The sequence below is a fragment of the Enterobacter sp. UPMP2060 genome, from assembly GCF_053709655.1.
The window spans coordinates 125,991-151,127 of the sequence record NZ_JBSKJQ010000004.1 but is presented as its reverse complement, the minus strand read 5'-3'; the positions used below and the strand labels follow the sequence as shown (position 1 = coordinate 151,127).

The following is a 25,137-nucleotide window of genomic DNA, read 5'->3' as shown; positions in this document are numbered from 1 at the left end:
GTAAATTATGAAGAGGTCTACCGCACGTCAGTTCTATCAGCAGTACTTTTCAGCGACAAAAGGATCGTCCTGGCTGGCCCGCCGGTGTGCAGAGCAACGGCTGAAAACGTTAGAAGAATTGATGCAGTGGGACGTTACAACACCGACCTCTTCCCGCTAACTCGCCTCGATCATGTGTGACTGAGTATTGGTGCTTATCACCCGCCAGCAAAATGTTTTTGCTGGCTTTTTTCGTTTACTATTCACCCAATTTCGATTCGCTTTCACAAGGACTTGCGCATGCTCTGGTTGATGACGATGGGGCGACGCCTTAACGGCGTGTATGCCGCTTTTATGCTGGTGGCCTTTATGATGGGCGTGGCGGGGGCGCTGCAGGCGCCGACGCTGAGCCTGTTTCTCAGCCGTGAGGTGGGGGCGCAGCCGTTTTGGGTCGGCCTGTTTTACACCGTTAACGCCATTGCCGGGATCCTGGTCAGCCTCGCGCTGGCGAAACGATCGGACAGCCATGGCGATCGCCGCAGGCTGATCCTCTTTTGCTGCGCCATGGCCGTGGGCAACGCGCTGCTCTTTGCCTTCAACCGTCATTATCTGACGCTTATTACCTGCGGCGTGCTGCTGGCGTCGCTGGCGAACACCGCCATGCCGCAGCTGTTCGCGCTGGCCCGTGAATACGCGGATAACTCGGCGCGTGAAGTGGTGATGTTCAGCTCGGTGATGCGCGCCCAGCTTTCGCTGGCGTGGGTCATTGGCCCGCCGCTGGCCTTTATGCTGGCGTTGAACTACGGCTTTACCACCATGTTTTCCATCGCCGCCGGGATTTTTGTCATCAGCCTGGCGCTGATTGCCTTCGCGCTGCCGTCCGTGGCGCGCGTCGAACAGACGACGGATAAACCTGTCACCGAGGTGAGCGGCTGGCAGGACAAAAACGTCCGCATGCTGTTTATTGCCTCCACGCTGATGTGGACCTGCAACACCATGTACATCATCGATATGCCGCTGTGGATCAGCAGCGATCTGGGCCTGCCGGACAAGCTTGCGGGGATCTTGATGGGAACTGCCGCCGGGCTGGAAATTCCGGCAATGATTCTGGCGGGTTACTACGTTAAGCGCTTTGGAAAGCGCAGGATGATGATTGTCGCCGTGGCGGCCGGGGTGCTGTTCTACGCGGGGCTGATCCTTTTCCATTCGCGGGAAGCGTTGCTGGCGCTGCAGCTGTTTAACGCCGTGTTTATTGGGATTGTTGCCGGGATCGGCATGCTCTGGTTTCAGGATCTCATGCCCGGTCGTGCCGGCTCGGCGACCACGCTTTTTACCAACAGCATTTCAACCGGGGTGATTCTGGCGGGCGTGATTCAGGGGGCGCTGGCGCAAAGCTACGGGCATGCGTCTGTCTACTGGATGATTGCGGCGCTATCCGTCGTGACGCTCCTGCTGACCTGCCGCGTAAAAGACGTGTGATCGGATGAGCGAAACGGAGCCCGGGAACGCCGGGCTCTGTGAACCGTTTTATTCTGAATACTGATATTTACGCTGCGCGCGTAGCGTCAGGTACATATGAACGAGGCCCATGAAGCCGTGTGCCCAGAAATATGTCTCAATAAAGACCGTCAGGAATTTATGCAAATCCAAGACGGATTCCGTGACGGACGAAACCGGCCCGAGCGTGGCGTTCAGCACGAACCAGGCCGCGCCGCAGAGTGCAACGCCCAGCAGCGCCAGCACGCCCAGACCTTGCACCGTTGCTGCCATACCGCCGGCATGCGCGTCAGGAAGCTGACGCTGCGCGAGGGTGCGAATATCGTCAACAATTCCGCGAAAATCCAGCGCCAGCCAGGCGAAGTAATACTTAAATCCGCGCTGGGTTAACATCCATGCCATCATGGCAATGCCACACAAAATTAAACCAAACCCGGAGATAACATGGATCCAGGTGACAATTCCGTTCAGCCCGGATTCGTGGAGGGCTTCACTTTCGGTGAAATTAGAATTGATAATCTGGGCGAGGACCAGTACGGCCACAAGAATGTGCAGTATGCGAAGAAAAGGCGTTTCTTTATGGGGAAGCGTATCGCGTAAATTTGGTTTCATCGCTTTTTACCTCAATAATGAGAGAGCTGATGCGATGCAGTGTGACGCAGATTAATTAACGAAACCTTAACGGTCGGTTGCGTCACACTGTATTTATGCGTTCCGGTTAGTGGGCAGGATCAATATGCGTCATCACGTTCAGCACATTGAATTTTTGCATCACGTTATTTCTGGCATTCACGGCAATCTGATGTCCTTCTTTTACGCTTAATTCGCCGTTCACTTCAAGATGGACATCGACAAGGGCTAAATCGCCCATCTTGCGTGTTTTTAAATCATGGAGTCCGGTGACGCCCTCGGTTGCGAGAAGACACGTTTTGATGTCGTGCTCCAGCTCGGGCTCAAGCGAACGGTCCATCAAATCGTGCAGGGCATCGGCAGAAAATTTGTAACCCATGTGGGCGATGAATACTCCGACAATCAGGGCCGCAATGAGGTCCATCGCGTGAAAGCCCACTAAATTCCCGGCAATGCCGATGGCGACAACCACTGACGACGCTGCGTCAGAACGGGCATGCCAGGCATTGGCTATCAGCAGCGAGGACTGAATACGTTTTCCTGTGGCAAACATGTATCTGAACAGGCTTTCCTTTACCACCAGCGCCAGAATCGCCACCCACAGCGCGGCCCCTTTCACCAGCTGATGTGTCTCGGGGTGAAGCAGTTTATTGCCTGCGGACCAGAGCATCCCGACCCCCACAAGCAGCAGAATAGCGCCAATAATGAGCTTTGCACCGTTTTCGAAACGCAGATGACCGTAATGATGATCGATATCAGAGCCTTTCTGGCTCTTTTTATTCGCAACCAGAACGACAAAGTCGGAGGATAAATCGGAAAGAGAATGAATCCCATCAGCAATTAAACCTTGTGAGCCGGAAAATATTCCTGCAAATATCTGAAATGCGGTGAGTAAACTATTTATTATCACGCTTACTAATGTGCATTTATGTATTTCCCGAGAACGGATATGAGACTTGTTTCCATTTTTCTTTTCCATGATTATTTCCGCTACCAGCTGATTGAGCGATTATTTTGCGCACGGAACATTAAATTGACATTAAATATAACGTCATTATTGGCTGGGTTTGGGAAGTATTTACAGAAGGAGGGGGGATCGGGATAAAACGCGGCCTGCAGAGTGGACTGCAGGCCGGAGGATTATTTCATAAATGCGGGTTGTTTGTTTTCGTAAGCGGCAATCGCCGCGTCGTGCTGGAGAGTTAAACCAATGCTGTCCAGACCGTTCAGCATGCAGTGACGGCGGAACGCATCAATGCTGAAGCTGTAGGTCTTATCCCCGGCTTTCACCACTTCTGCTTCCAGATCCACTTCAAATGAAATGCCCGGATTCGCCTTAACCAGCGCGAACAACTCATCGACCTGTTCATCGCTCAGCGTGACGGGCAGCAGCTGGTTGTTGAAGCTGTTACCGTAAAAAATATCCGCGAAGCTTGGGGCAATGACCACTTTAAAACCGTAGTCGGTGAGCGCCCATGGCGCGTGTTCACGGGATGAGCCGCAGCCAAAGTTTTCGCGTGCCAGCAAAATGGAGGCGCCTTTATATTCCGGGAAGTTCAGAACGAATTCCGGATTAGGCACTTCTCCCTTATCGTCCAGGAAACGCCAGTCGTTAAACAGATGTGCGCCGAAACCGGTACGCGTCACTTTCTGCAGAAACTGTTTTGGAATAATAGCGTCAGTATCGACGTTAGCGGCGTCCAGCGGGACAACCCGGCCCGTATGTTGGGTAAATTTCTCTGCCATGATTGTCTCCTTATTTCAGGCTGCGAATATCGGCGAAATGGCCGGTGACTGCCGCAGCGGCGGCCATTGCCGGGCTGACCAGATGGGTGCGCCCACCGCGGCCCTGACGGCCTTCAAAGTTACGGTTGCTGGTGGAGGCGCAGCGCTCGCCCGGATTCAGGCGATCGTTGTTCATGGCCAGACACATGGAGCAGCCGGGCAGACGCCACTCGAAGCCCGCTTCGATAAAGATCTTATCCAGACCTTCGGCTTCCGCCTGGGCTTTCACCGGGCCGGAGCCAGGTACCACCAGCGCCTGCACGCCTGGCGCCACTTTGCGGCCTTTGGCAATCTCGGCTGCGGCACGCAAATCTTCGATACGGGAGTTGGTGCAGGAACCGATAAAGACTTTATCAATGGCGACATCGGTCAACGGCACGCCGGGCTTCAGCCCCATGTAGGCCAGCGCTTTTTCCGCACTGGCGCGCTCGACCGGATCGGTAAAGGATGCCGGGTCAGGGATATTGTCGTTAACGGAAATCACCTGGCCCGGATTGGTGCCCCAGGTCACCTGAGGCGCAATCTCTTCTGCCTGCAGCGTGACGACGGTGTCAAAGGCTGCGCCATCGTCGGTTTTCAGGGTTTTCCAGTACGCGACCGCGTCGTCAAAATTCTGACCTTTCGGCGCGTGCAGACGACCCTTCACGTAGTTGAAGGTGGTTTCGTCCGGCGCGACCAGACCGGCTTTTGCGCCCATCTCAATCGCCATATTGCACAGGGTCATGCGTCCCTCCATGCTCAGCGCCTGGATGGCTTCGCCGCAGAACTCAACAACGTGACCGGTGCCGCCTGCGCTGCCTGTTTTACCGATGATGGCCAGCACGATGTCTTTTGCGGTAATACCCGGTGCGGCTTTACCCTTCACTTCAATCTTCATGGTTTTGGCGCGGCCCTGTTTCAGGGTCTGCGTTGCCAGCACATGTTCCACCTCGGAAGTGCCAATCCCGAACGCCAGAGCGCCAAACGCGCCGTGGGTCGCGGTATGGGAGTCACCGCAAACGATGGTCATGCCCGGCAGGGTGATCCCTTGCTCTGGCCCCATCACGTGGACGATGCCCTGGTACGGATGGTTCAGGTCGTACAGCTCAACGCCAAACTCGTTGCAGTTCTTAATCAGCTCCTGCATCTGGATACGCGCCATCTCACCCGAGGCATTGATGTCTTTGGTCTGGGTGGAAACGTTGTGATCCATCGTCGCGAAGGTTTTACCCGGCTGACGTACCGGACGCTTGTGCGCGCGCAGGCCGTCAAATGCCTGAGGAGAAGTAACTTCGTGTACCAGATGACGGTCAATGTACAGCAGCGGGGTTTCGTTCGGTGCCTCGTAAACAACGTGCGCATCAAACAACTTTTCATATAACGTCTTAGCCATGATTACACCCCTTCAGCGACATAGCGGGCAATGATGTCGCCCATTTCATCGGTACTGACTGCCGCCGTGCCGCGTGCTAAATCGCCGGTACGGACGCCTTCTTCTAACGCCCGGTTAATGGCGTTCTCAATTGCGGTTGCCGCCTCGCCTGCATCCAGGCTGTAGCGCAGCAGCAGGGCCAGGGAGAGGATCTGCGCAATCGGGTTGGCAATATTTTTGCCGGCAATATCCGGCGCGGAGCCGCCCGCAGGCTCGTACAGGCCAAAGCCTTCTTCATTCAGGCTTGCAGAGGGCAGCATGCCCATGGAGCCGGTGATCATCGCGCATTCGTCAGAGAGGATATCGCCGAACAGGTTGGAGCACAGCAGCACGTCAAACTGGGACGGAGCTTTAATCAGCTGCATGGTCGCGTTGTCGATGTACATGTGCGACAGCGCGACGTCCGGGTACTGCTTAGCAACTTCACTGACGATCTCGCGCCACAAAATGGAAGACTGCAGCACGTTCGCTTTATCAATGGAGGTCACTTTATGGCGGCGTTTGCGCGCCGACTCGAACGCGATGTGGGCGATACGTTCGATTTCGAAACGGTGATACACCTCGGTGTCGAACGCTTTCTCGTGTTGTCCGCTGCCTTCGCGTCCTTTTGGCTGACCGAAATAGATCCCGCCGGTCAGTTCACGCACGCACAGAATGTCGAAACCGTTGGCGGCGATATCCGCGCGCAGCGGGCAGAACTCTTCCAGACCCTGATACAGCTTCGCCGGACGCAGGTTGCTGAACAGTTTGAAATGTTTACGCAGCGGCAGCAGCGCGCCGCGTTCAGGCTGCTCTGCCGGCGGCAGGTGTTCCCATTTCGGGCCACCGACGGAACCAAACAGCACGGCATCGGCATTTTCGCAGCCTTCCACGGTCGCTTTTGGCAGCGGCGTACCGTGGTTATCAATCGCAATACCGCCCACGTCATAGTGGCTGGTGGTGATTTTCATCGCAAAACGCGCGCGAACGGCTTCCAGTACTTTCAGCGCCTGTGCCATCACTTCCGGACCAATACCGTCGCCCGGCAACACAGCAATATGGTAATTCTTCGACATTACACGGTTTCCTTGTTGTTCTCTTTATTCTGAGCTTTGCGTTGCAACTCTTTTTCGACTTCGGCGGCGCGCCAGATGTTGTTCAGAACATGCACCATCGCTTTCGCGGAGGATTCAACGATATCGGTCGCCAGGCCCACGCCATGGAAGCGGCGGCCATTGTGGGTAACAACAATGTCGACCTGACCCAGTGCATCTTTGCCGTGGCCCTTGGCCGTCAGGTCATATTTCACCAGCTCAACGTCGTACTCGGTGACGCGATTAATCGCCTGGTAGATGGCATCGACAGGGCCGTTACCGTTAGCGGCCTCTGCTTTAATTTCATCGCCGCAGGCCAGTTTGACCGAGGCGGTGGCGATGTCGCTGGAGCCGGACTGCACGTTGAAGTAATCCAGACGGAAGTGCTCCGGCTCTTCCTGCTGCTTGTTAATAAAGGCCAGCGCTTCCAGGTCATAGTCGAACACCTGGCCTTTTTTGTCGGCCAGTTTCAGGAACGCGTCGTACAGCTGGTCCATGTTGTAATCGCTGTCCTTATAACCCATCTCTTCCATACGATGTTTAACCGCCGCGCGACCGGAACGGGAGGTCAGGTTCAACTGCACCTGATTCAGGCCGATGGATTCCGGGGTCATGATTTCGTAGTTTTCACGATTCTTCAGGACGCCATCCTGGTGAATACCGGAGGAGTGCGCGAAGGCGCCGGTACCGACAATTGCTTTGTTAGCCGGAATGGGCATGTTGCAAATCTGACTGACGGTCTGGCTGGTGCGCCAGATTTCGTTGTGATTGATGCGGGTGTGCACGTCCATGATGTCTTTGCGCACTTTGATCGCCATGATCACTTCTTCCAGCGAACAGTTGCCCGCGCGTTCGCCGATACCGTTCATCGCGCCTTCTACCTGACGCGCGCCAGCGTGGACGGCGGCGATGGCATTGCCTACGGCCAGACCCAAATCATCATGGGTGTGGACGGAGATAATTGCTTTATCAATATTCGGCACGCGGTCATACAGGCCGGTGATGATGTTGGAGAACTCAAACGGCATGGTGTAGCCGACGGTGTCCGGGATGTTGATGGTTTTCGCGCCCGCGTTGATGGCGGCTTCTACAACGCGCGCCAGGTCTTCGATTGGCGTACGGCCCGCATCTTCACAGGAGAACTCAACGTCATCGGTATAGTTGCGTGCGCGCTTAACCATGTAGACCGCGCGCTCAATCACCTCATCCAGCGTGCTGCGCAGCTTGGTTGCGATGTGCATAGGCGAGGTAGCAATAAAGGTGTGGATACGGAACGCTTCGGCGACCTTCAGCGACTCGGCGGCGACGTCGATGTCTTTCTCTACGCAGCGCGCCAGGGCACAGACGCGGCTGTTTTTAATGGTGCGCGCAATGGTCTGTACGGATTCGAAATCACCTGGGGAAGAGACAGGGAAACCGACCTCCATCACGTCAACACCCATACGTTCGAGAGCCAGCGCGATCTGCAGTTTCTCTTTTACACTCAGGCTTGCCTGTAATGCCTGTTCACCGTCACGTAAAGTTGTATCGAAAATAATGACTTGCTGGCTCATGGGTTAGGTCCTTGTCAGTCTTAGGGCGCCTTGCTACGAGCATAAAAAAACCCGCGCAGTGGCGCGGGTTTCTAGTCTTACTGGTGACGATTCAACGCTGAATTTCGCCCGCCAGTCTACCGCGCACAGTGGATGCGTTTAGTAGTAGTAGACCGGTGAAACGAATGGTGCGTGTCATGAATCGTGCTCCGTTAAATTCAATATGCTTTTAGTGGTACTGGATACGGTTGTTCATGTCAACCCCTGAGGATGAAAACGGGCCCGACAGATGGAATCAATCGGGTATTCACTTTAGCTAATTGTGCTGGTTTTAGCTTTTTTGACCCGATTAATTGTCTAATTTTGGACTTGAGAAAAGAGTTGCAGAAACCAATAAATATAAATGTTTAAAAATGAGTGAAATGTTTTATGAGGATGCTTTGTGTTTAAATAGTTTTGATATCATAAACTTATAGATGCAGTGAATCTTTTCCGGAATGCTGGAAATCGAATAGAGATAACAGGTTGTTAACTAACTGTAGGGCGATAGTAATAACAGTTTAATAATACTTAAGCCATCATTAACCTGACGGCAATTGTATATTGGTTTGATTTATGGTTTCATTTAAATCCTAAAGTCAAACATATCAGTTTTGTTCATTAATTTTCGTTAATATACAGTCTTTATTTATTCCGAATTTTAAATAATTCTCTTTCGCTGATCGTATTTGCATGATAAATGATATTTTTCAGGATTATTACCGTACGTTGGCAAAGGGGTGTAGCGTGACAGTGGAGTCAGAAGTGCCAGAAAATAATATTAAACAACCTCAAGCTACTGATGGGATTAAACCACAGTTACGCACGGTGGATCTGAATCTTCTGACGGTGTTTGATGCTGTCATGCAGGAACAGAATATCACCCGCGCTGCCCAAACCTTGGGGATGTCACAACCTGCCGTGAGTAATGCCGTTGCCAGGCTTAAGCTTATGTTTAACGACGAATTATTTGTTCGCTACGGGAGGGGGATCCAGCCTACGGCGCGCGCATTCCAGCTGTTTGGCTCCATTCGTCAGGCGTTGCAACTGGTCCAAAATGAGCTGCCGGGATCGGGCTTTGAACCCTTAAGCAGCGAGCGCGTATTCCATCTTTGTGTCTGTAGCCCTTTAGATAATTATTTAACGTCGATCATCTATAATAAAGTTGAAGAGATCGCACCAAATATCAATCTTGTTTTTAAATCATCCCTGAATCAAAACACAGAACATCAGTTACGCTATCAGGAGATCGAATTCGTTCTGGGGTATGAAGAGTTCCGTCGTCCGGAATTTTCCTGCGTGCCGCTGTTTAAAGATGAAATGGTTTTGGTCGCCAGTAAAAAACACCCGCGCCTGAATTCTCCGCTGCGAGAAAACGATGTTTATAACGAGCAGCACGCCGTTGTTGCGCTCGACAGATATGCTTCCTTTAGCCTGCCGTGGTATGACACTGCGGATAAACAGGCGAGCGTGGCTTATCAGGGCATGGCCATGGTCAGCGTATTAAACGTGGTTTCCCAGACACAGCTGGTGGCAATTGCGCCGCGCTGGCTGGCAGAAGAGTTTTCTGACCCTTTAAATCTGCAAATTTTGCCTCTGCCGCTCAAGCTAAATAGCCGTACCTGTTATCTTTCCTGGCATGAAGCAGCGGGCCGGGATAAAGGACATCAGTGGATGGAAGAGTTGCTGGTTGGCATCTGTCGCCGGTAAACGCATCAGGATAAATCGCATCGGTTTATGTGATTTATCCTGAGTTTTTTTAGATAACTGCTATTTTCTTCTGTGATGATTTTTTTTTGGCTGCTCTACGGCACGCAAAAATAGATGATTTCCTGCATTGTCGCGCTTTTCAGCGATGATTTATCACCTCACTCTCTATTCCCAGAGGAATTAACCATATCTTCTGTGAACGGCTGCTTTTTCTGCTTTACGCACCGTTTATCTCCCCGGGTTTGCTAATTGCCTGCCTCATAACGAGCGGTTAAGGTAAAGAACACTCTGCAAAATATAAGATTGGTTCATCCCAATCGTAAGACGGTGCGGAAATGAATTCGGCAGTCCGTCTATAACAAAATGCCTGGAGGCAAAGCATGGAGATGTTGTCTGGCGCGGAAATGGTCGTTCGGTCGCTGATCGATCAGGGCGTAAAGCAAGTGTTCGGCTACCCTGGCGGTGCGGTTCTCGATATTTATGATGCGCTGCATACGGTTGGGGGCATTGACCATGTTCTGGTACGTCACGAGCAGGCGGCGGTACACATGGCTGACGGCCTGGCACGTGCGACGGGTGAAGTGGGCGTGGTGTTAGTCACGTCTGGCCCCGGCGCGACAAACGCCATTACCGGGATTGCAACGGCCTATATGGACTCTATCCCGCTGGTGATCCTCTCCGGGCAGGTGGCAACCTCACTGATTGGCTACGATGCGTTTCAGGAGTGCGACATGGTTGGGATTTCGCGTCCCGTTGTGAAGCACAGCTTCCTGGTCAAGCAAACAGAAGACATTTCCGGCATACTGAAAAAAGCCTTCTGGCTGGCGGCGAGCGGACGCCCGGGACCGGTGGTGGTCGATCTGCCTAAAGATATTCTCAATCCTGCAAACAAGCTGCCTTATGTCTGGCCGGAATCGGTCAGCATGCGCTCTTATAATCCCACAACGCAGGGGCATAAAGGTCAGATCAAGCGAGCGTTGCAAACGCTTCTGGCAGCCAAAAAACCGGTGGTCTATGTCGGTGGCGGGGCGATCAACTCTGCCTGTGAAGCCCAGCTTCGTGAACTGATTGAAAAGCTTAACCTTCCCGTTGCGTCGTCACTGATGGGGCTGGGGGCGTTTCCTGCCACCCATCGTCAGGCGCTGGGGATGCTGGGTATGCACGGTACTTATGAAGCCAACATGACAATGCATCATTCCGATGTGATCTTTGCCGTGGGCGTGCGGTTTGACGATCGCACCACCAACAACCTGGCAAAGTATTGTCCAAACGCTACCGTGCTGCACATTGATATCGATCCAACGTCAATTTCAAAAACGGTGTCGGCTGATGTGCCGATCGTCGGTGACGCCCGGCAGGTTCTGGAGCAAATGCTGGATCTGCTGACCCAGGAGAGTGCAACCCAGCCGCTGGATGAGATCCGCGACTGGTGGCAGCAGATTGAGCAGTGGCGCGCGCGTCAGTGCCTGAAATATGACACGCAAAGTGAAAATATTAAGCCGCAGGCGGTCATTGAAGCGGTGTGGCGACTGACGAAAGGTGAGGCGTACGTGACCTCAGACGTGGGGCAGCATCAGATGTTTGCCGCCCTGTATTACCCGTTTGATAAACCGCGACACTGGATCAACTCCGGTGGTTTGGGAACTATGGGCTTTGGTCTGCCTGCCGCGCTGGGCGTGAAGCTGGCGCTGCCGAATGAAACCGTCGTCTGCGTGACGGGGGACGGCAGTATTCAGATGAACATTCAGGAGCTGTCTACCGCGCTGCAATATGAACTGCCGGTACTGGTGCTGAACCTGAATAACGGGTATCTCGGTATGGTGAAGCAGTGGCAGGATATGATCTACTCTGGCCGCCACTCTCAGTCATACATGAAATCGCTGCCGGATTTTGTTCGTCTTGCTGAAGCTTACGGCCATGTAGGCATGCGGGTGACCGATCCGGCTGAGCTGGAGACGAAGCTCGCGCAAGCGCTTGAGCACGTTAAAAACAACCGCCTCGTCTTTATGGATGTGATTGTTGATGGGACCGAGCACGTTTATCCGATGCATATTCGTGGTGGTGGTATGGATGAAATGTGGTTAAGCAAAACGGAGAGAACCTGATATGCGCCGGATATTATCTGTTTTACTGGAAAACGAGTCTGGCGCACTGTCTCGCGTCATTGGCCTTTTTGCGCAGCGCGGCTATAACATTGAAAGCCTGACCGTTGCCCCAACGGAAGACCCGACGCTGTCGCGCATGACGATCCAAACCGTCGGCGATGCCAAAGTGCTTGAGCAAATTGAAAAACAGCTGCATAAGCTGGTCGACGTACTGCGCGTGAGCGAGCTGGGGCAGGGGGCCTACGTTGAACGTGAGGTCATGCTGGTGAAAATCCAGGCCAGTGGCTACGGGCGTGATGAAGTCAAACGCAATGCGGATATTTTCCGCGGACAAATTATCGACGTAACGCCTTCTCTTTATACGGTGCAGCTGGTCGGGACAAGCGACAAGCTGGATGCTTTCCTCGCGTCCGTGCGGGACGTTGCAAAAATTGTCGAGGTCGCGAGATCGGGTGTCGTAGGTCTGTCACGCGGCGAGAAAATCATGCGTTAGTTGTCAAAAAGGTTCGCCTCTTTCTGCCCGGTCACCAAAGCCGGGCTTTTTTTTGCGTAATCAGCCGACAACGCAGATAAAAGCGGTTGCCGCGAAGTCTTTTCTGCGTTTAGATGTTAAAAGATTTAACCATAACCTTGACAGGGCCATGGACTCTTTTCTTTTTTTAAGGGGCAATTGTGAAACTGGATGAAATCGCCCGGCTAGCCGGCGTGTCACGAACAACGGCCAGCTATGTGATTAACGGTAAAGCAAAGCAGTACCGTGTCAGCGACAAGACCGTTGAAAAAGTTATGGCGGTGGTTCGTGAGCATAACTACCATCCGAATGCTGTCGCAGCCGGTCTGCGTGCCGGGCGTACCCGCTCTATTGGTCTGGTGATCCCTGACCTGGAAAACACCAGCTATACCCGTATCGCCAACTATCTTGAACGTCAGGCGCGCCAGCGCGGCTATCAATTGCTGATTGCCTGCTCGGAAGACCAGCCCGACAACGAAATGCGTTGCATTGAGCATCTGCTCCAGCGCCAGGTGGATGCCATCATCGTGTCGACCTCTTTGCCGCCAGAGCATCCGTTCTACCAGCGCTGGGCGAACGACCCGTTCCCAATCGTTGCGCTGGACCGCGCGCTCGATCGCGAGCATTTCACCAGCGTCGTGGGTGCGGATCAGGATGATGCAGAAATGCTGGCCGCAGAGCTGAGAACGTTCCCCGCTGAAACAGTGCTGTATCTTGGCGCGTTGCCCGAGCTTTCCGTGAGCTTCCTGCGTGAGCAGGGATTCAGAACCGCCTGGAAAGACGATCCGCGCGAGGTTCACTACCTCTATGCCAATAGCTACGAACGCGAAGCCGCAGCGCAGCTGTTTGAGAAATGGCTGGAAACGCATCCGATGCCTCAGGCGCTGTTCACCACGTCATTTGCGCTGTTGCAGGGTGTCATGGATGTGACCTTGCGTCGTGAAGGTAAACTGCCCTCCGACCTGGCGATTGCCACGTTCGGGGATAATGAGCTGCTCGACTTCCTGCAGTGCCCAGTGCTGGCGGTAGCACAGCGTCACCGCGATGTGGCTGAACGCGTGCTTGAGATTGTGCTGGCAAGCCTGGATGAGCCGCGCAAACCGAAGCCGGGTCTGACGCGTATCAAACGTAATCTCTACCATCGCGGAATTTTAAGCCGCCAAAAATGAAATGACCGGGGCGGAGAAATCTGCCCCATTTTGCTGTGATTATTCGTGCAGATAATTCCCGGAGAGAAATTAGGATAATTCTTGCGGGATCGTAATCGCCTATTTTTTTAATTCATTCTGGCTTTTAAATTGTCCTTTTAAAGAACATGCGGGCGATTTTAAACAGCTATCTTTGTATTATTTTGTTACAAACCCTCTTCGGTCGATGAATATTCAGACGTTTTTCCTCTTACTGCTTCAGCTTACGTGGCAACCTCCGCGCTTACCGGGCACCTGGATGAATCTGGCGCTGTTATCCCCTGAGAATCTGTCATAAAATGCTGCCCGCGTCGCAAACTGACACTTTATATTTATCTGCGATGATATTGAGTGAGCTTTAACGCTAGTGTGCATATTCGGTTTTTTTCTTACAAATATTCATAACGTTAATTTTGCCTCGCCAGTTGTGCAGTTATTAACCAGGACTGTTTATCTCTGTAAATAGAGGGCTTTCGGGTCCTTATAGGGAGAGTCCTGGCTTGACAAGCTTTTCCCTCGCTCCGTAAACTCCTTTAGGTGGGAATTTGTGGGTTAAAGTGGTGAGGAGGGGTGAGACTGGCATGTTCCGTGGAGCTACGTTAGTCAATCTCGACAGCAAAGGGCGTTTATCGGTACCAACCCGATACCGCGACCAGCTGATTGAGAACGCTGCGGGTCAAATGGTTTGCACCATTGACATTAACTCCCCCTGCCTGCTGCTTTACCCCTTGCCTGAATGGGAAATTATTGAGCAAAAGCTGTCGCGACTGTCGAGCATGAACCCGCAGGAACGCCGCGTGCAGCGGCTGTTATTGGGACATGCCAGTGAATGTCAGATGGATAACGCAGGGCGGTTACTGATTGCCCCTGTGTTGCGGCAACATGCCGGTCTGACCAAAGAAGTGATGCTGGTCGGGCAGTTCAACAAGTTTGAACTGTGGGATGAAACGACCTGGTATCAACAGGTCAAGGAAGATATCGACGCTGAGCAGTCTGATTCCGCGACATTATCGGAACGGCTGCAGGACTTGTCTCTATAAATATGATGGAAAATTATAAACACAAAACGGTGTTACTGGACGAGGCCGTAAACGGTCTGAATATTCGTCCGGATGGCATCTACATTGATGGCACGTTTGGTCGCGGTGGTCACTCGCGTTTGATTCTCTCCCAGCTTGGAGAGGAAGGACGTCTGCTGGCAATCGATCGCGATCCGCAGGCAATTGCCGTTGCACAAACCATCAATGACCCACGCTTTTCCATCGTGCATGGACCTTTCTCTGCGCTCGCGGATTATGTTGCCGAGCGTGGCCTGACGGGCAAGATCGACGGGATTCTTCTCGATCTTGGCGTCTCTTCACCCCAGCTTGATGACGCTGAACGTGGTTTCTCCTTTATGCGTGATGGTCCGCTGGACATGCGTATGGACCCGACGCGCGGTCAGTCTGCCGCTGAGTGGTTACAGACCGCTGACGAAGCAGATATTGCATGGGTCATCAAAACGTTTGGCGAAGAGCGCTTTGGCAAACGTATTGCGCGCGCCATCGTTGAGCGCAATCGCATTGAGCCCATGACCCGTACCAAAGAGTTGGCCGAAGTGATCGCGGCGGCGACACCGGTGAAGGATAAGCACAAACATCCCGCGACCCGTACCTTCCAGGCGGTTCGCATCTGGGTAAACAGTGAACTGGAGGAAATAGAGCTGGCGCTAAAAAGCTCGCTCGACGTGCTGGCCCCGGGTGGGCGGTTATCCATCATCAGCTTCCATTCGCTGGAAGACCGTATTGTGAAACGCTTTATGCGCGAGCAAAGCCGCGGTCCACAGGTGCCAGCGGGGCTGCCGATGACGGAAGAACAACTCAGGAAGCTGGGTGGCCGTCAGTTGCGAGCATTAGGCAAGTTGATGCCGGGCGAAGAAGAAGTGGCAGAGAATCCACGCGCCCGTAGTTCAGTGCTGCGTGTTGCAGAGAGGACGAACGCATGATCGGCAGAGTGACAGAGACCCTAAGCAAAGTTAAGGATTCGTTAGGAAGCAACGAGCGCCATGCCTTGCCTGGCGTGATCGGCGACGATCTTTTGCGGTTTGGGAAACTGCCACTCTGTCTGTTCATTTGCATCATTGTCACGGCAGTTACGGTGGTGACCACCGCCCACCATACACGTTTATTGACTGCGCAACGCGAGCAGATGGTACTGGAACGCGATGCGCTGGATATTGAATGGCGAAATCTGATCCTTGAAGAAAACGCGCTCGGCGATCACAGCCGGGTTGAACGGATCGCAACGGAAAAGCTGCAACTGCAGCATGTTGATCCTTCGCAGGAAAATATCGTAGTACAAAAATAAGGGAAAACGCGACGCATGAAAGCAGCGGCAAAAACGCTAAAACCAAAACGTCAGGAAGAACAGGCCAACTTTGTCAGTTGGCGTTTTGCGTTGCTTTGCGGCTGCATTTTACTCGCTCTGGGTTTTCTGCTGGGACGCGTGGCCTGGCTGCAAATCATCGCCCCTGACATGCTGGTGCGTCAGGGCGACATGCGCTCCCTGCGCGTCCAGGAAGTGTCGACATCCCGCGGGATGATCACCGACCGCTCGGGTCGTCCGCTGGCGGTGAGCGTGCCGGTGAAGGCGATCTGGGCCGATCCTAAAGAACTGCATGATGCTGGCGGGATCACGCTTGATAACCGCTGGAAGGCCCTTGCGGATGCGCTGAAGATGCCGCTGGACCAGTTAGCTTCACGCGTAAATACGAACCCGCGAGGGCGCTTTATCTATCTGGCGCGTCAGGTGAACCCTGACATGGCGGACTACATCAAAAAATTGAAGCTGCCTGGGATCCATCTGCGTGAAGAATCCCGTCGTTACTATCCATCCGGCGAAGTGACTGCTCACCTCATTGGCTTTACTAACGTTGATAGCCAGGGGATTGAAGGCGTTGAAAAAAGCTTTGATAAATGGCTCACCGGCCAGCCCGGCGAGCGTATTGTGCGTAAGGACCGCTATGGTCGCGTGATCGAGGATATTTCCTCTACGGACAGCCAGGCCGCACACAATCTGGCCCTGAGTATTGATGAGCGGTTACAGGCGCTGGTTTACCGCGAGCTGAACAATGCCGTGGCCTTCAACAAAGCGGAATCGGGCAGTGCCGTGTTAGTTGACGTCAACACGGGTGAAGTGCTGGCGATGGCCAATAGCCCGTCCTACAACCCTAACAATCTTACCGGTACGCAGAAGGATATTATGCGTAACCGTACCATCACCGACGTGTTCGAACCGGGTTCGACCGTTAAGCCGATGGTGGTCATGACTGCCCTTCAGCGCGGTATCGTCAACGAAAACACCGTCCTGAATACCATTCCATACCGAATTAACGGCCACGAGATCAAAGACGTGGCGCGCTACAGCGAATTGACCCTGACCGGGGTGTTACAGAAGTCGAGTAACGTCGGTGTTTCAAAGCTGGCGTTAGCGATGCCGTCCTCAGCGTTAGTAGAGACTTACTCACGTTTTGGACTTGGAAAGGCGACCAATTTGGGGTTGGTCGGAGAACGCAGTGGCTTATATCCTCAAAAACAACGGTGGTCTGACATAGAGAGGGCCACCTTCTCTTTCGGCTACGGGCTAATGGTGACACCGTTACAGTTAGCGCGAGTCTACGCAACGATCGGCAGCTATGGCGTTTATCGTCCGCTGTCGATTACCAAAGTTGATCCACCGGTTCCCGGCGAGCGTATCTTCCCGGAATCAACCGTCCGTACGGTTGTTCATATGATGGAAAGCGTGGCGCTGCCCGGCGGCGGCGGCGTGAAGGCGGCAATCAAAGGTTATCGCATCGCCATCAAGACCGGCACGGCGAAAAAAGTAGGGCCGGACGGCCGCTATATCAACAAATACATTGCCTATACCGCAGGCGTTGCGCCTGCAAGCAATCCGCGTTTTGCGCTGGTGGTCGTGATAAACGATCCGCAGGCGGGTAAATACTACGGCGGCGCCGTCTCCGCGCCTGTGTTCGGGGCTATCATGGGCGGCGTGTTACGCACCATGAACATTGAACCGGATGCGCTGGCGACGGGCGAAAAAAGTGAATTTGTAATTAATCAAGGCGAGGGTACAGGTGGCAGATCGTAATTTGCGCGACCTTCTCGCTCCGTGGGTGCCAAATGCACCGGAGCGAGCACTGCGAGAGATGGTACTGGACAGCCGCGTGGCTGCTTCTGGCGATCTTTTTGTGGCGGTGGTCGGTCATCAGGCGGACGGGCGTCGTTATATCCCGCAGGCGATTGCGCAAGGTGTGGCTGCCATTATTGCTGAGGCCAAAGATGAGGCAACCGACGGTGAGATCCGTGAAATGCACGGGGTGCCGGTCATCTATCTCAGCCAGTTAAACGAGCGTCTTTCCGCGCTGGCGGGACGTTTTTATCACGAACCTTCCGACCAGCTGCGCCTGGTCGGCGTCACGGGTACGAACGGTAAAACCACTACCACGCAGCTGATGGCGCAGTGGGCCCAGCTGCTGGGTGAAACCGGTGCGGTGATGGGTACCGTGGGTAACGGCCTGCTGGGCAAAGTGAGCCCGACGGAAAACACCACCGGCTCGGCCGTAGACGTACAGCATGTGCTTGCCGGTCTGGCAGGGCAGGGGGCAACCTTTGCTGCGATGGAAGTCTCTTCGCACGGTCTGGTTCAGCACCGCGTCGCGGCGCTGAAATTTGCCGCTTCCGTGTTTACCAACCTGAGCCGCGATCATCTTGATTATCACGGTGATATGGAGCATTACGAAGCCGCGAAATGGCTGCTGTTCTCTACTCACCATTACGGACAAGCCATCATCAACGCCGACGACGAAGTGGGCCGCCGCTGGCTGGCGAAGCTGCCGGATGCGGTTGCGGTGTCGATGGAAGACCATATCAATCCGAACTGCCACGGCCGCTGGCTGAAGGCGGTTGAGGTGAATTATCACGACAGCGGGGCGACAATCCGCTTTGCCTCTTCCTGGGGTGAAGGCGAAATTGAAAGCCGCCTGATGGGCGCGTTTAACGTCAGCAACCTGCTGCTGGCGCTGGCAACGCTGCTGGCGCTGGGTTATCCGATGGCTGAACTGCTGAAAACCTCAGCGCGTCTGCAGCCGGTTTGCGGCCGTATGGAAGTGTTCAGCGCGCCGGGGAAACCGACCGTTGTGGTTGATTATGCCCACACGCCGGATGCGCTGGAAAAAGCGCTGGAAGCGGCGCGCCTGCATTGCGCCGGTAAGCTCTGGTGCGTGTTTGGCTGCGGCGGCGATCGCGATAAAGGCAAACGCCCGCTGATGGGGGCTATTGCCGAGCAGTTCGCAGATATTCCGGTTGTGACCGATGACAACCCGCGTACTGAAGAGCCGCGCGCCATCATTAATGACATTCTGGCGGGCATGCTGGACGCGGGCCGCGCTCGCGTGGTGGAAGGGCGTGCGGAAGCCGTGACCAACACCATCATGCAGGCGCAGGAGAATGATGTTGTCCTGCTGGCGGGCAAAGGCCATGAAGATTATCAGATCGTTGGCAATCGCCGTCTGGACTACTCGGACCGCGTAACGGCAGCTCGTCTGCTGGGAGTCGTGGCATGATTAGCATCACGTTAAGCCAGGCAGCTGCCATTCTTAAGGGCGACCTGCACGGGCTGGACCTGACCATTGATGCCGTAACGACGGACACCCGCAAAATCACCGCAGGCTGTCTGTTTGTGGCGCTGAAAGGCGAGCGTTTTGACGCGCATGATTTTGCGGAACAGGCCAAAGAGAACGGCGCCGGTGCGCTGCTCGTCAGCCGCAAGCTCAATATCGATCTGCCACAAATTGTGGTGAAAGATACGCGTCTCGCGTTCGGTGAGCTGGCCGCCTGGGTTCGCCAGCAGGTCCCTACGCGCGTTGTCGCCTTGACCGGTTCATCAGGCAAGACGTCGGTGAAAGAGATGACGGCGGCGATCCTCAGCCAGTGCGGGAATACGCTTTATACCGCGGGCAACCTCAATAATGACATCGGCGTGCCGATGACATTACTCCGCCTGACCAAAGAACATGAATTTGCGGTAATCGAGTTAGGGGCAAACCACCAGGGCGAAATCGCCTGGACCGTGAGCCTGACTCGCCCGGAAGCCGCGCTGGTGAATAACCTTGCGGCTGCGCATCTGGAAGGCTTTGGCTCGCTGGAAGGCGTAGCGAAAGCCAAAGGTGAGATTTACACCGGCCTGCCGGATGACGGTATCGCCATTCTGAACGCCGACAACAACGACTGGCTGAACTGGCAAAGCATTATTGGTTCGCGTAAAACCTGGCGCTTCTCGCCGAATGCGGCCAACAGTGATTTTACCGCGACCAATATCCATGTGACGTCGCACGGTACGGAGTTCACCCTCACCACCCCAACGGGTGGCGTAGATGTGCTGCTGCCGCTGCCGGGTCGCCATAATATCGCCAATGCGCTTGCGGCGGCGGCGTTGTCGACGGCAGTGGGCGCGTCGCATGAAGCGATTAAAACCGGGCTGGCGAACCTGAAAGCCGTGCCGGGGCGTCTGTTCCCGATTCAGCTTTCGGAAAACAAGCTGCTGCTTGATGACTCCTACAACGCGAACGTGGGCTCGATGACGGCGGCGGTGCAGGTGTTATCTGAAATGCCGGGCTACCGCATCATGGTGGTGGGCGATATGGCAGAGCTGGGCGACGAAAGCGAAGCCTGCCATACCCAGGTCGGTGAAGCGGCGAAAGCTGCAGGGCTGGACTGCGTGCTGAGCGCAGGAAAACTGAGCCAGGCGATTAGCCAAGCCAGCGGCGTTGGCGAGCATTTTGCTGATAAAACCGCGTTGATAGCGCGCCTTAAGGCGTTGATTACAGAAAAACAAATTGTGACTGTGTTAGTGAAAGGTTCACGTAGTGCCGCCATGGAAGAGGTTGTGCACGCATTACAGGAGAACGGGACATGTTAGTTTGGCTGGCCGAACATTTGGTCAAATATTATTCAGGCTTTAACGTCTTTTCGTATCTGACGTTTCGCGCCATCGTCAGCCTGCTGACTGCGCTGTTCATCTCGTTGTGGATGGGCCCGCGCATGATTGCCCGTCTGCAAAAACTCTCTTTCGGCCAGGTTGTGCGTAACGACGGTCCGGAATCGCACTTCAGCAAGCGCGGCACGCCGACCATGGGCGGGATCATGATCCTGACCGCCATCGTCGTTTCCGTGTTGCTGTGGGCCTATCCCTCCAACCCGTACGTCTGGTGCGTTCTGACGGTACTGGTGGGTTACGGGATCATCGGTTTTGTGGATGATTACCGCAAAGTCGTCCGCAAAGATACCAAAGGCCTGATCGCGCGCTGGAAGTATTTCTGGATGTCGGTGATCGCGCTGGGCGTGGCCTTCGCGCTGTATCTGGCAGGCAAAGACACGCCAGCTACCGAGCTGGTCGTGCCGTTCTTTAAAGACGTGATGCCGCAGCTGGGGCTGTTCTACATCCTGCTGGCCTACTTTGTGATTGTCGGTACCGGTAACGCCGTTAACCTGACCGACGGTCTGGATGGCCTGGCCATTATGCCAACCGTCTTTGTGGCCGCCGGTTTTGCGCTGGTGGCGTGGGCGACCGGTAACATGAACTTTGCGAACTACCTGCACATCCCTTATCTGCGCCATGCGGGTGAGCTGGTGATCGTCTGTACGGCGATTGTCGGCGCGGGGCTGGGCTTCCTGTGGTTCAACACCTATCCGGCGCAGGTCTTTATGGGTGACGTCGGTTCTCTGGCCTTGGGCGGTGCGCTCGGCATTATCGCCGTACTGCTGCGTCAGGAGTTCCTGCTGGTGATCATGGGCGGCGTGTTTGTGGTTGAAACCCTGTCGGTGATTTTGCAGGTCGGTTCCTTCAAGCTGCGCGGTCAGCGCATCTTCCGTATGGCGCCGATTCACCACCACTATGAACTGAAAGGCTGGCCGGAGCCGCGCGTGATTGTGCGCTTCTGGATTATTTCGCTGATGCTGGTGTTGATTGGCCTGGCAACGCTGAAGGTACGTTAATCATGGCAGATTACCAGGGCAAAAAAGTCGTTATCATCGGGTTGGGCCTCACGGGGCTCTCCTGCGTGGACTTTTTCCTCGCACGCGGCGTGACGCCACGCGTGATGGATACCCGTGTCTCTCCGCCGGGTCTGGACAAACTGCCGGAACAGGTTGAACGCCACCTTGGTGGTCTGAATGATGACTGGCTGCTGGCAGCCGATCTGATTGTCGCAAGCCCAGGTATGGCGCTGGCGCATCCTTCGCTGAGCGCTGCTGCGGATGCGGGCGTTGAGATTGTCGGCGATATCGAGCTGTTCTGCCGCGAAGCGCAGGCGCCTGTTATCGCCATTACCGGTTCTAACGGTAAAAGCACCGTCACCACCCTGGTGGGTGAAATGGCGAAAGCGGCGGGCATGAACGTCGGCGTTGGCGGTAACATTGGTTTACCCGCTCTGATGCTGCTGGATAAAGGCTGCGAGCTGTATGTTCTCGAGCTTTCCAGCTTCCAGCTGGAAACGACCTCCAGCCTGCACGCTGCGGCTGCGACGATCCTCAACGTGACTGAAGATCATATGGACCGATATCCATTTGGTCTGCAGCAGTACCGTGCCGCCAAGCTGCGCGTTTATGAAAATGCCAAAGTCTGCGTTGTAAACGCCGATGACGCGCTGACCATGCCCGTACGCGGTGCAGACGATCGCTGTATCAGCTTCGGTATCACGATGGGGGATTACCACCTGAACCGTCAGCTGGGCGAAACCTGGCTGCGCGTGAAGGGTGAGAAAGTGCTGAACGTGAAAGAGATGAAGCTCACTGGTCAGCACAACTATACCAATGCCCTGGCGGCGCTGGCGCTGGCGGATGCAGTAGGGCTGCCGCGCTCCTCCAGCCTGAAAGCGTTAACCACGTTTTCTGGTCTGGCGCACCGTTTCCAGCTGGCGCTGGAGCACAACGGCGTGCGCTGGATTAACGACTCCAAAGCTACCAACGTCGGAAGCACGGAGGCCGCGCTGAACGGTCTGCACGTTGACGGCACCCTGCATTTACTGCTGGGCGGCGACGGTAAATCAGCTGATTTTTCCTCCCTGAAGCCGTATCTCGCCGGAGATAACGTCCGCCTGTACTGCTTCGGCCGTGACGGCAGCGAGCTGGCTGAACTGCGCCCTGAGGTTGCCGAGCAAACCGAAACCATGGAACAGGCGATGCGGCTGATTGCCCCTCGCGTGAAGCCAGGCGATATGGTGCTGCTCTCTCCGGCCTGTGCCAGCCTCGATCAATTCAAGAATTTCGAACAGCGTGGTGATGTCTTTACCCGCCTGGCGAAGGAGTTAGGCTAATGCGTTTATCTCTCCCTCGCCTGAAAATGCCGCGCCTGCCAGGAATTGGGATCCTGGCATGGGTATTTGCGGCGCTCAAAGGCTGGGTGATGGGCTCTCGTCAAAAAGATAACGACAGCCTGGTCATGTACGATCGCACGCTGTTCTGGCTCACTATGGGGCTGGCGGCGGTCGGCTTCATTATGGTGACGTCAGCCTCAATGCCCGTCGGGCAGCGTCTGGCGAACGATCCTTTCCTGTTTGCCAAGCGTGATGGTCTTTACATCATCCTGGCGTTCTGCCTGGCGCTGGTGACCCTGCGTCTGCCGATGGAGTTCTGGCAGCGCCACAGTACGGCGATGCTGATCGCCTCGATTATTATGCTGCTGATCGTACTGGTGGTGGGGAGCTCTGTTAACGGGGCTTCACGCTGGATCGCCTTTGGCCCGCTGCGCATTCAGCCTGCGGAATTTACCAAGCTCTCCCTGTTCTGCTACCTGGCTAACTACCTGGTGCGTAAGGTTGATGAAGTGCGTAACAACCTGCGCGGCTTCTTAAAACCGATGGGCGTGATTCTGGTGCTGGCGGTATTACTGCTGGCGCAGCCTGACCTCGGTACCGTTGTCGTGCTGTTCGTTACCACTCTGGCCATGCTGTTCCTGGCGGGCGCGAAGCTGTGGCAGTTCATCGCTATCATCGGGATGGGGATTTCGGCGGTTGTGCTGCTGATCCTCGCCGAGCCTTACCGTATTCGCCGTGTGACCTCGTTCTGGAACCCGTGGGAAGATCCCTTCGGCAGCGGTTATCAGCTGACACAGTCCCTGATGGCCTTTGGTCGCGGTGAAGTCTGGGGGCAAGGGCTGGGTAATTCGGTACAGAAACTGGAGTATTTACCGGAAGCGCATACTGACTTCATCTTCTCCATTATTGCGGAAGAACTGGGTTATATCGGTGTGGTACTAGCGCTTTTAATGGTATTCTTCGTCGCTTTCCGCGCCATGTCCATCGGCCGGAAAGCGCTGGAGATCGATCACCGCTTCTCAGGATTCTTAGCCTGTTCAATTGGTATCTGGTTTAGCTTCCAGGCATTGGTTAACGTTGGGGCCGCAGCGGGTATGCTGCCGACCAAAGGTCTGACGTTGCCGTTGATCAGTTATGGTGGTTCGAGTCTGTTGATTATGTCGACGGCCATCATGTTTTTGTTGCGTATAGATTATGAGACGCGTCTGGAAAAAGCCCAGGCGTTTACACGAGGTTCACGATGAATCAACCGAAGCGGTTAATGGTGATGGCAGGCGGTACCGGCGGACACGTGTTCCCGGGGCTGGCGGTTGCGCACCATTTAATGGATCAGGGCTGGCAGGTACGCTGGCTGGGAACCGCAGACCGCATGGAAGCCGACCTGGTGCCGAAGCACGGTATTGAGATCGACTTTATTCGTATTTCCGGCCTTCGGGGCAAAGGCCTCAAGGCAATGCTGCTGGCACCGGTGCGTATTTTTAACGCCTGGCGCCAGGCGCGCACCATCATGAAGCGCTTTAAGCCAGATGTGGTGCTGGGCATGGGCGGCTATGTCTCTGGTCCTGGCGGGCTGGCGGCGTGGTCGTTAGGCATTCCCGTTGTGCTGCATGAGCAGAACGGAATTGCCGGTCTGACCAACAAGTGGCTGGCGAAAATCGCTACCAAAGTTATGCAGGCGTTTCCCGGTGCGTTCCCGAAAGCGGACGTGGTGGGTAACCCGGTGCGTGTGGACGTGCTGGCGCTCCCGCTGCCGGACGCTCGCCTGACGGGCCGTGAAGGGCCGGTTCGTGTACTGGTCGTCGGCGGCTCTCAGGGCGCACGCATTTTAAACCAGACGATGCCGCAGGTTGCCGCAAAGCTGGGGGATACCGTGACCATCTGGCACCAGAGCGGAAAAGGCGCTCAGCAGACCGTTGAGCAAGCTTACGCCGAAGCGGGGCAGCCGCAGCATAAAGTCACAGAATTTATCGACGACATGGCGGCAGCGTATGCCTGGGCCGATGTCGTGGTCTGTCGTTCAGGCGCGCTGACGGTGAGCGAGATCGCCGCCGCCGGTCTGCCGGCCCTGTTTGTGCCGTTCCAGCACAAAGACAGACAGCAGTACTGGAATGCGCTGCCGCTTGAGAAAGCCGGTGCCGCGAAGATTTTTGAACAGCCACAATTTACCGCCGACGCGGCCGCCACCACCCTGGCGGGCTGGAACAGAGACGCACTGCTGGAGATGGCGCAACGCGCACGCGCGGCCGCTATCCCTGATGCGACGGAACGGGTGGCAAAAGAAGTGAGCCTGGCAGCCCAGGCTTAACCCTCGCAGCGCGTTTTGCGC

23 protein-coding genes are annotated in these 25,137 nt (G+C 54.9%); 16 read left to right on the top strand and 7 right to left on the bottom strand.

All coding sequences use genetic code 11. The features are described 5' to 3' along the window. The first annotated feature begins 7 nt into the window (after positions 1-7). Both sgrT and ACWKXN_RS11500 read left to right on the top strand, forming a co-directional pair. Positions 8-160 carry a glucose uptake inhibitor SgrT gene (gene sgrT, locus ACWKXN_RS11505; RefSeq protein WP_023334488.1) on the top strand — a complete coding sequence of 51 codons (153 nt, stop codon included), beginning with the start codon at positions 8-10 and terminating at the stop codon, positions 158-160. 119 nt (positions 161-279) lie between these two features. Beyond that, the gene (locus ACWKXN_RS11500; protein ID WP_126796844.1) at positions 280-1,458 is read left to right on the top strand and encodes a sugar efflux transporter; all 1,179 of its coding nucleotides are present in this window, start codon (positions 280-282) and stop codon (positions 1,456-1,458) included. A gap of 48 nt (positions 1,459-1,506) precedes the next feature. On the opposite strand, the gene ACWKXN_RS11495 is transcribed toward ACWKXN_RS11500, so the two are convergent. The 7 genes from ACWKXN_RS11495 to leuL all read right to left on the bottom strand — a co-directional run bounded on the left by ACWKXN_RS11495 (position 1,507) and on the right by leuL (position 8,106). Then, complete coding sequence (locus tag ACWKXN_RS11495; RefSeq protein WP_454543805.1) at positions 1,507-2,088, bottom strand: cytochrome b/b6 domain-containing protein; 582 nt, start codon at positions 2,086-2,088, stop codon at positions 1,507-1,509. A 106-nt stretch (positions 2,089-2,194) separates the two neighbouring features. Beyond that, positions 2,195-3,085: a cation diffusion facilitator family transporter gene (locus tag ACWKXN_RS11490; protein ID WP_454543804.1), complete on the bottom strand. Its 891-nt coding sequence runs from the start codon at positions 3,083-3,085 to the stop codon at positions 2,195-2,197. Between the two features lie 161 nt (positions 3,086-3,246). Further along, entirely contained in the window at positions 3,247-3,852 is a 606-nt protein-coding gene (leuD, locus tag ACWKXN_RS11485; protein WP_039260825.1) for a 3-isopropylmalate dehydratase small subunit, read from the bottom strand. Positions 3,853-3,862: 10 nt separating this feature from the next. After that, on the bottom strand, positions 3,863-5,263 hold the full coding sequence (gene leuC, locus ACWKXN_RS11480; RefSeq protein WP_033144624.1) for a 3-isopropylmalate dehydratase large subunit: 1,401 nt from the start codon (positions 5,261-5,263) through the stop codon (positions 3,863-3,865). A 2-nt stretch (positions 5,264-5,265) separates the two neighbouring features. After that, positions 5,266-6,357, bottom strand: a complete 1,092-nt coding sequence (gene leuB / locus ACWKXN_RS11475; RefSeq protein WP_454543803.1) for a 3-isopropylmalate dehydrogenase — start codon at positions 6,355-6,357, stop codon at positions 5,266-5,268. After that, a complete protein-coding gene (gene leuA, locus ACWKXN_RS11470; RefSeq protein ID WP_029741222.1) occupies positions 6,357-7,928 on the bottom strand; it encodes a 2-isopropylmalate synthase in 1,572 nt (523 codons plus the stop codon). Before leuA ends, leuB begins: the two co-directional genes overlap by 1 nt. 91 nt (positions 7,929-8,019) lie before the next feature. Further along, positions 8,020-8,106 (bottom strand): leu operon leader peptide, encoded by an 87-nt coding sequence (gene leuL / locus ACWKXN_RS11465; protein WP_071786497.1) that lies wholly within the window; start codon positions 8,104-8,106, stop codon positions 8,020-8,022. Between the two features lie 587 nt (positions 8,107-8,693). Here leuL and leuO point away from each other — a divergent pair. The 14 genes from leuO (at position 8,694) to murG (ending at position 25,116) form a co-directional block, all read left to right on the top strand. Continuing rightward, a complete protein-coding gene (gene leuO, locus ACWKXN_RS11460) occupies positions 8,694-9,656 on the top strand; it encodes a transcriptional regulator LeuO (protein ID WP_045888154.1) in 963 nt (320 codons plus the stop codon). A 380-nt stretch (positions 9,657-10,036) separates the two neighbouring features. Continuing rightward, complete coding sequence (gene ilvI / locus ACWKXN_RS11455) at positions 10,037-11,761, top strand: acetolactate synthase 3 large subunit (protein WP_454543802.1); 1,725 nt, start codon at positions 10,037-10,039, stop codon at positions 11,759-11,761. Position 11,762: 1 nt separating this feature from the next. Then, entirely contained in the window at positions 11,763-12,254 is a 492-nt protein-coding gene (ilvN, locus tag ACWKXN_RS11450) for an acetolactate synthase small subunit (protein WP_023310389.1), read from the top strand. Between the two features lie 179 nt (positions 12,255-12,433). Next, positions 12,434-13,441: a catabolite repressor/activator gene (cra, locus tag ACWKXN_RS11445; RefSeq protein ID WP_008501993.1), complete on the top strand. Its 1,008-nt coding sequence runs from the start codon at positions 12,434-12,436 to the stop codon at positions 13,439-13,441. Between the two features lie 599 nt (positions 13,442-14,040). Next, positions 14,041-14,499 carry a division/cell wall cluster transcriptional repressor MraZ gene (mraZ, locus tag ACWKXN_RS11440; RefSeq protein ID WP_021240528.1) on the top strand — a complete coding sequence of 153 codons (459 nt, stop codon included), beginning with the start codon at positions 14,041-14,043 and terminating at the stop codon, positions 14,497-14,499. Positions 14,500-14,501: 2 nt separating this feature from the next. Then, complete coding sequence (gene rsmH / locus ACWKXN_RS11435) at positions 14,502-15,443, top strand: 16S rRNA (cytosine(1402)-N(4))-methyltransferase RsmH (RefSeq protein WP_021240527.1); 942 nt, start codon at positions 14,502-14,504, stop codon at positions 15,441-15,443. Next, positions 15,440-15,805, top strand: coding sequence for a cell division protein FtsL (gene ftsL / locus ACWKXN_RS11430; RefSeq protein ID WP_008501989.1), 366 nt, complete (start codon positions 15,440-15,442; stop codon positions 15,803-15,805). The genes rsmH and ftsL overlap by 4 nt, the downstream gene beginning before the upstream one ends. A gap of 15 nt (positions 15,806-15,820) precedes the next feature. Continuing rightward, on the top strand, positions 15,821-17,587 hold the full coding sequence (locus ACWKXN_RS11425; RefSeq protein WP_033144627.1) for a peptidoglycan glycosyltransferase FtsI: 1,767 nt from the start codon (positions 15,821-15,823) through the stop codon (positions 17,585-17,587). Then, positions 17,574-19,061 carry a UDP-N-acetylmuramoyl-L-alanyl-D-glutamate--2,6-diaminopimelate ligase gene (gene murE, locus ACWKXN_RS11420; protein WP_048979011.1) on the top strand — a complete coding sequence of 496 codons (1,488 nt, stop codon included), beginning with the start codon at positions 17,574-17,576 and terminating at the stop codon, positions 19,059-19,061. The genes ACWKXN_RS11425 and murE overlap by 14 nt, the downstream gene beginning before the upstream one ends. Continuing rightward, positions 19,058-20,416, top strand: a complete 1,359-nt coding sequence (gene murF / locus ACWKXN_RS11415) for a UDP-N-acetylmuramoyl-tripeptide--D-alanyl-D-alanine ligase (protein WP_454543801.1) — start codon at positions 19,058-19,060, stop codon at positions 20,414-20,416. The genes murE and murF overlap by 4 nt, the downstream gene beginning before the upstream one ends. After that, positions 20,410-21,492 (top strand): phospho-N-acetylmuramoyl-pentapeptide-transferase, encoded by a 1,083-nt coding sequence (gene mraY / locus ACWKXN_RS11410; protein ID WP_008501985.1) that lies wholly within the window; start codon positions 20,410-20,412, stop codon positions 21,490-21,492. Before murF ends, mraY begins: the two co-directional genes overlap by 7 nt. 2 nt (positions 21,493-21,494) lie before the next feature. Then, complete coding sequence (gene murD, locus ACWKXN_RS11405; protein WP_087823387.1) at positions 21,495-22,811, top strand: UDP-N-acetylmuramoyl-L-alanine--D-glutamate ligase; 1,317 nt, start codon at positions 21,495-21,497, stop codon at positions 22,809-22,811. After that, complete coding sequence (gene ftsW / locus ACWKXN_RS11400; protein ID WP_454543800.1) at positions 22,811-24,055, top strand: cell division protein FtsW; 1,245 nt, start codon at positions 22,811-22,813, stop codon at positions 24,053-24,055. Before murD ends, ftsW begins: the two co-directional genes overlap by 1 nt. Beyond that, positions 24,052-25,116: an undecaprenyldiphospho-muramoylpentapeptide beta-N-acetylglucosaminyltransferase gene (gene murG, locus ACWKXN_RS11395; protein ID WP_454543799.1), complete on the top strand. Its 1,065-nt coding sequence runs from the start codon at positions 24,052-24,054 to the stop codon at positions 25,114-25,116. The genes ftsW and murG overlap by 4 nt, the downstream gene beginning before the upstream one ends. Positions 25,117-25,137 lie beyond the last annotated feature (21 nt).